This is a genomic window from Streptomyces sp. NPDC127119 (assembly GCF_042677425.1).
In the GTDB taxonomy this organism is placed as follows: domain Bacteria; phylum Actinomycetota; class Actinomycetes; order Streptomycetales; family Streptomycetaceae; genus Streptomyces.
On sequence record NZ_JBHXTO010000265.1, the window covers coordinates 1 to 6,305 of the forward strand.

General features: G+C 70.2%; 6 protein-coding genes. 1 reads left to right on the top strand and 5 read right to left on the bottom strand.

The features are described 5' to 3' along the window. Positions 1 to 58: 58 nt before the first annotated feature. Together ACFVH5_RS43660 and ACFVH5_RS43665 are read right to left on the bottom strand one after the other, a co-directional pair. Entirely contained in the window at positions 59 to 592 is a 534-nt protein-coding gene (locus tag ACFVH5_RS43660; protein WP_385839252.1) for an alkyl hydroperoxide reductase, read from the bottom strand. A gap of 3 nt (positions 593 to 595) precedes the next feature. Beyond that, positions 596 to 1,150, bottom strand: a complete 555-nt coding sequence (locus ACFVH5_RS43665) for a peroxiredoxin (RefSeq protein WP_385839253.1) — start codon at positions 1,148 to 1,150, stop codon at positions 596 to 598. 201 nt (positions 1,151 to 1,351) lie between these two features. Between ACFVH5_RS43665 and ACFVH5_RS43670 the strand changes: the two genes are divergently transcribed. Further along, positions 1,352 to 2,287, top strand: coding sequence for a LysR substrate-binding domain-containing protein (locus tag ACFVH5_RS43670; RefSeq protein ID WP_385839255.1), 936 nt, complete (start codon positions 1,352 to 1,354; stop codon positions 2,285 to 2,287). Positions 2,288 to 2,432: 145 nt separating this feature from the next. On the opposite strand, the gene ACFVH5_RS43675 is transcribed toward ACFVH5_RS43670, so the two are convergent. From ACFVH5_RS43675 to ACFVH5_RS43685, 3 genes are all read right to left on the bottom strand, one after another. Continuing rightward, a complete protein-coding gene (locus ACFVH5_RS43675) occupies positions 2,433 to 4,763 on the bottom strand; it encodes an ABC transporter permease (RefSeq protein ID WP_385839256.1) in 2,331 nt (776 codons plus the stop codon). Between the two features lie 83 nt (positions 4,764 to 4,846). Next, entirely contained in the window at positions 4,847 to 5,533 is a 687-nt protein-coding gene (locus ACFVH5_RS43680) for an ABC transporter ATP-binding protein (protein WP_384812276.1), read from the bottom strand. Next, positions 5,530 to 6,054 (bottom strand): PadR family transcriptional regulator, encoded by a 525-nt coding sequence (locus ACFVH5_RS43685; RefSeq protein ID WP_384812279.1) that lies wholly within the window; start codon positions 6,052 to 6,054, stop codon positions 5,530 to 5,532. The genes ACFVH5_RS43680 and ACFVH5_RS43685 overlap by 4 nt, the downstream gene beginning before the upstream one ends. Positions 6,055 to 6,305 lie beyond the last annotated feature (251 nt).

Below are 6,305 nucleotides of genomic sequence, written 5' to 3' on the forward strand. Positions count from 1 at the left end.
CCCCCGAGGCAGGTACGGGACGGGTAGGGGCGGCGGGGGCGAGAAAAACCCCGCGGAGCTACTCCGCCAGGACCGCCTCGGCGTCCAGCGTCACCCCGACCGCCTGCACAACCGCCGCGATCTTGAACGCTTCCTGAATCGTCTCCCGGTCCACACCCGCCCCGCGAAGCACCTGCTCGTGCGAGTCAAGACACTGCCCGCACCCGTTGATCGCGGAAACGGCCAACGACCACAGCTCGAAGTCGACCTTCTCCACCCCCGGGTTGCCGATGACGTTCATCCGCAGTCCGGCCCGCAGCGTCCCGTACTCCGGGTCGGAGAGCAGATGCCGCGTCCGGTAGAAGACGTTGTTCATCGCCATGACGGCCGCCGCGGACTTCGCCGCCGTGTACGCCTCGGGCGAGAGCTTCGCGTTGGCCTCCTCCTCCAGTTCGCGCAGCACCCGCGGTGACCGCGAGGCGATGGCGCACGCGAGGACCGTGCCCCACAGCTGCTGCTGCGGAAGGTCGGAGTTGCCGATGACGGAACCGAGGTTCAGCCGGAGGTCCTTGGCGTAGTCCGGAATCGCGGACTTCAGCGCGTCGAGGGACATGGGTCACTCACCGGCCAGCAGCTTGACCGGGTCGAGCGTGGTCTCGCCCTTGGTCCAGTTGCAGGGGCACAGCTCGTCGGTCTGGAGCGCGTCCAGGACCCGCAGGACCTCCTTGGGGTTACGGCCGACGGAGCCGGCGGTCACCATGGAGAACTGGATCTCGTTGTTCTGGTCGACGATGAAGACGGCGCGCTTGGCGAAGCCGTCCTCGCCCTCGATGCCGAGGTCACGCATCAGCTCGTGCTTCGAGTCGGCCATCATCGGGAACGGCAGGTCGATCAGGTCCGGGTGGTCCTTGCGCCAGGCGTGGTGCACGAACTCGGAGTCACCGGAGAAGCCGAGGACCTGGGCGTCACGGTCGGCGAACTCGTCGTTCAGCTTGCCGAAGGCGGCGATCTCGGTCGGGCACACGAAGGTGAAGTCCTTGGGCCACGCGAAGACGATCTTCCACTGACCTTCGTACGTCTTGTGGTTGATCTGCTCGAACTCCTCGCCCTTCTCCAGCGAGACACAGGCAGTCAGATCGAACGGGGGGAACTTGTCACCGACAGTGAGCACGCGCTCTCCTTGTAGCGAAGAAAACCCTATTTTGCGGGGTTTTCCCATGGGTTGGACGTCCATGATCGTGGCACAGAGTGCATTGATTAGGGAAATAGCTACACTCGGTCGTGTTGATCGGAAGTGGCTATCAGTGCACGTGAGCGGTGCAGGCGCGTGCGCCGGTACGCGTGAGTGGACAGACGAGCGAGAGGACCCCCGTTGCCCCCCGTCAGGAAGAGGCAGCCCAGCCTCTCTCAGCTGCGCGCCTTCGCCGCGGTGGCCGAGCATCTGCACTTCAGGGACGCGGCCGCCGCCCTCGGCATGAGCCAGCCCGCGCTGTCCGGCGCGGTCTCGGCGCTGGAGGAGACCCTCGGTGTGACGCTGCTGGAGCGTACGACCCGCAAGGTGATCCTGTCACCGGCGGGCGAGCGGCTGCTCGTACGGGCCAGGGCGGTGCTCGACGAGGTGGGCGCGCTGATGGAGGAGGCCGAGGCGGTACGGGCGCCGTTCACCGGGGTGCTGCGGCTCGGGGTGATCCCGACGGTGGCGCCGTATCTGCTGCCGACCGTCCTGCGGCTCGTCCACGACCGCTACCCGGCGCTCGACCTCCAGGTCCACGAGGAGCAGACGTCGAACCTCCTCGACGGGCTCACCACGGGCCGGCTCGACCTGCTGCTGCTCGCGGTGCCCCTCGGAGTGCCCGGGGTCGTGGAACTTCCGCTGTTCGACGAGGACTTCGTGCTGGTCACGCCGTTGGACCACCGGCTGGGCGGCCGGGAGGGCATTCCGCGTGAGGCGCTGCGCGAGCTGAATCTGCTGCTGCTGGACGAGGGGCACTGTCTGCGGGACCAGGCGCTCGACATCTGCCGGGAGGCAGGGCGGGCGGACGCGCCGGTCACGACGACCGCGGCGGGGCTCTCCACGCTGGTGCAACTGGTCGCGGGTGGTCTGGGGGTGACGCTGCTGCCCCGTACGGCCGTCACGGTCGAGACCGCTCGGAGCAGTCAACTGCTCACCGGGTATTTCGCGGAGCCGGCTCCCACGCGGCGGATCGCGCTGGCGATGCGGGGTGGGGCTGCGCGGGCGGGGGAGTACGGGGAGTTGGCGGGGGCGCTCCGGGAAGAGCTGAAGCCGTTGCCGGTACGGGTGTTGTGACACCCGCACCGGCAACGGCTCAGGGCTTGCGGCCCGCGCGGTGGGACGGTGCTGCGCCGTCGTGGCTGGTCGCGCAGTTCCCCGCGCCCCTCAAAAGCCAAAGACTGCGCCGTTCCCCGCGCCCCGTGGGGCACCCCTCCGGGGGCTACTCCGTGCGCAGGCCGTCCGGGCGCATCAGGCGAAGGAGCGGTGGGACGCTCAGGGCCGTCACGGCCAGGACCACCACCGCGCCGATGCCCGTCATGGCCAGGACGCTCAGCCAGTCCACCGTCACCGGCGTGGCCGTCATCTTCAGGAGGACCGCGCCCAGCGTGAGGCCCACCACCGAGGCGAGGACCAGGCCCAGCGCGACCGGGATCGCGGTCTGCCACAGGACCGACAGGCTCAGCGTGCGGCGCCGGGTGCCGAAGGCGACCAGCGCCGAGAGCAGCTTCTTGCGCTCGCGCAACTGCTCCAGTTGGGAGACCAGCAGGCTCGCCCCGATCAGCGCGAGGACGCAGGCCGCGCCGACGAACAGCCCGGTGCGGATGGAGTCGAAGCGCTCCGAGCGCTCACTGCCCGTGAACGTCATGGGCTCCGTGAGCGGGTTGATCCTCGCCGCCGTGTTGCGCACGATCTCCTGCCCGTCCGGGACCGTCCCGTCGAGCTTGAGGTAGATCACCCCGCTGCTCGCCGGAACCGCCGCGGCGGGCAACGCGCTCGTGGTGAACAGGAAACCGCCCCGCTCCCAGCCCGTCGGGTCCTTGCGCGGATCGGCCTTCTTGATGCCCTTCGGCACGGTCCAGGCCACCTCCGCGCCCTTCACGACATCGTCGTAGGTGGGGTCGATGACGAGCTTGCGGCCGGGCTTCGCGAACTTCGCGGTCTCCGAGTCGTACTCGGCGCCCTGCACGGCGAACACATCGCCCTCGCGACACGAGGACAGCTTCGCGACCTCGCGCAGGGCGGCGCAGTTGCCGACCGTGATCCCCGAGGACGTGTCGGGGTTCTTCGCGCTCGCGCTCAGCGAGAGGTCGGACAGCGCGACGGCGCCGCGCACACCGCGGGTGCCCGCGAGCTCGGTCCGGGCGTCCGCGAGGGAGACGGCCTTCGGTACGGAGACCTGCATCTGGGCGCGCGAGAGGTCCTCGCCCGTGGACTTCGTGTAGTCGCTCTGGACACCGGAGAACAGCATCTGCAGGGCGATCGCGCCGGCCACCGCCACCGCGATGCCGTTGACCATGCGGGCCGCGGTGCCACTGCTCAACTGGAGCCTGCGGACGGCCAGCTGCCAGGAGACCGAGCCCGAGTTCAGCCGGGCCACGACGGCCTCCACGACCCACGGCAGCAGCGCGGTGATGCCGACGAGGAGCAGGATGACACCGCCGGTCACCATGTACTCGTTGAAGTCGCCGTTGTCGTTGCCCTTGCCGATCATCGGGGCGAGCAGGCCGAGGCCGCCCAGCGGCAGCAGCAGCCGCCACCACAGCCGGCGCCGCGCGGGCCTGGCCGTACGCACCACGCCGAGCGGTTCGATGACCACGCCGCGCAGCGCGAGGAGCGTCACCGCCACCGCGGCGGCCGGGACCGCGACGGCGATCAGGACGGCGAGCACGGGCGTCGGGTTGAGGTAGCTCGGGAAGACGCTGATCCCGAAGAGCTCCAGGGAACCGGCGATCTGGCGGCCGATCAGGAAGAAGCCGACACCGAAGGCCAGCCCGAGGAACGCCCCGGCGAGTGCTTCGCCCGCGGCGATCCGGCGGGTCATCCGGCCGTCGGCGCCGACCAGCCGCAACGCGGCGAGCCTGCGGTCGCGCCGCTCGCCGCCGAAGCGTACGGCCGCGGCGATGAAGACGCCGACCGGCATCAGCAGCACCACGAACACCGTGAGGACGAGCAGGAGGAGGACCGGGTCCATCTCCTCCGCGGGCCCCTTCCGCGCGCCGAAGGTGTCGAGGCGCACGATGCGGGAGCCTTCGTCGAACTTCGCCAGGTCCTGGCCGCCCGCGTAGTAGGCGAGTTCGGCCGAGCCGATCAGGCCGCTCTCAGCGATGGTTCCCGTGACGCGGTACGGCAGCCGGTCGTGCAGCAGCTTCGCGTCCTTGGAGTCCAGCAGTTCCTTCAGCGCGGGGGACACGACCATCTCGCCCGGCGCGGGGAACTTCTCGATGCCCGGCGGCAGCGGCGCCCGCAGGCCCTCCGGCTCCAGCTGACGGCCGCGTACGTCCAGGCCGCGGAACTCGGTGTCGACGTTCGCGACGAGCACCGTGTTGTCGGACTTCGCCGGCTCGACGCCGTTCATCAGCAGGTCCATGCGGGCGTACTCGCGGTCGGACCGTGCCTGCAGCGCGCTCGGGATGGCCGTGGTGAGCAGCAGCAGCGCCACGCCGAGCCCCACCCCGACACCGGTGAGCAGCACCCGCACCCAGCCCTCGCGACCGCCGGTGAACGCGAACTTGATGCCCATGGCGAGGTCCCTGGACCACTGCCGCAGCATGGGGGTCGCGTGGCGCGGGTCGTCCCAGGCGGGCGGCTCCGGGGGAGCCTCGGGCGGGGCGGCGGTCGTCGACGGGCGGGCGCTCATACGGCGCGCTCCATGTCCCGGGACTTCCCGTCGCGTACGACGATCTCGCGGTCCGAGTAGGCGGCCACCCGGGTCTCGTGCGTGACGAGGACGACGGCGGCGTTCGCGGACCGGGCGGCGTCCGTGAGCAGCTCCATCACGCGCTCGCCGTTGAGCGAGTCGAGGGCGCCGGTGGGCTCGTCCGCGAACAGCACCCGCGGGCTGGTGACCAGGGAACGGGCCACGGCGACGCGCTGGCCCTGGCCGCCGGAGACCTCGCCGGGGCGCTTGCCCGCCAGGTCGTCGACCTCCAGGCGCTCCATCCAGGCCAGCGCGGTGCGCTCGGCCTCCTTGCGGGAGGTGCCGTTGAGGCGCAGCGGCAGGGCCACGTTCTCGACGCAGGTCAGCTCCGGCACCAGCTGGCCGAACTGGAAGACGAACCCGAACTGCGAGCGCCGCAGCGCGCTGCGCTGGGAGTCGTTCATGGTCGCCATCTCACGGCCGTTGTACGTGATCGAGCCCGAGTCGGGCGTCACGATGCCGGCGAGACAGTGCAGGAGGGTCGACTTGCCGGAGCCGGAGGGGCCCATCACGGCGACGACCTCGCCCGGGTGGATGGAGAACTCGGCGCCGTCGAGGGCGTTGGTGGGGCCGTACGCCTTGCGCAGGTCGTGGGCCACGAGCAGGGAGCCTGCGGGGGTCATCGGGTCACCGCCTCAGCGAGTTTGCCGAGGCGGGCCGCGGTGAGTTCGAGCCACCGCAGGTCGGCCTCGAGATGGAAGAGAGCGTGGTCGCAGATCAGCTGGTCGGCGAGATCGCCCTTGCGTTTGCGGTCGGTGAGGATGCGCATCATGCGCAGGTGTTCCGAGCGCTGGGTGTCGAGGATCTCGGACGCGTCGCGGTGCGTCAGGAGGGCGAGGACGACCTTCGTGTAGAGGGTCGACTGGAGATACGGCTCCGGCTTCTCCGGCGTCGCGAGCCACTGCTGGACGTCGGTGACGCCCGCCTCGGTGATCGCGTACCGCTTGCGCTCGGGGCCGTCGCCCGCCTCTATCCCGTCGACCTCCACGAGGCCGTTCTTCAGCAGCCGGGACATCGTCGAATAGACCTGGCCGTAGTGGAGCGGCCGGTCGTGACCGAACTTCTCGTCGAAGGCCCGCTTCAGGTCGTAACCGTGACGGGGGCCGGACTCCAGGAGCCCTAGGAGGGTGTGACCGATGGACATGCGGAGCACTCTACACAGTGCGTATACACACCGTGTATACGCACTGTGTAGACCCTCTTCCTGGGGGTGCGTCCTCGCAGGTCGGAGCCGATTGTCACGGTTCTGCGACCGCGGCACCGCCGTCGATCGCACTGCTTCGGGTGCGGGCCGGTGGGGGCGGGCCGCGCCGTTCCCCGCGCCCCTGAAAAGCGGGGCTGCGCCCCAGCTTTTCGCCTTTGGGGGCGCGGGGAACTGCGCGAGCAACCCCCACC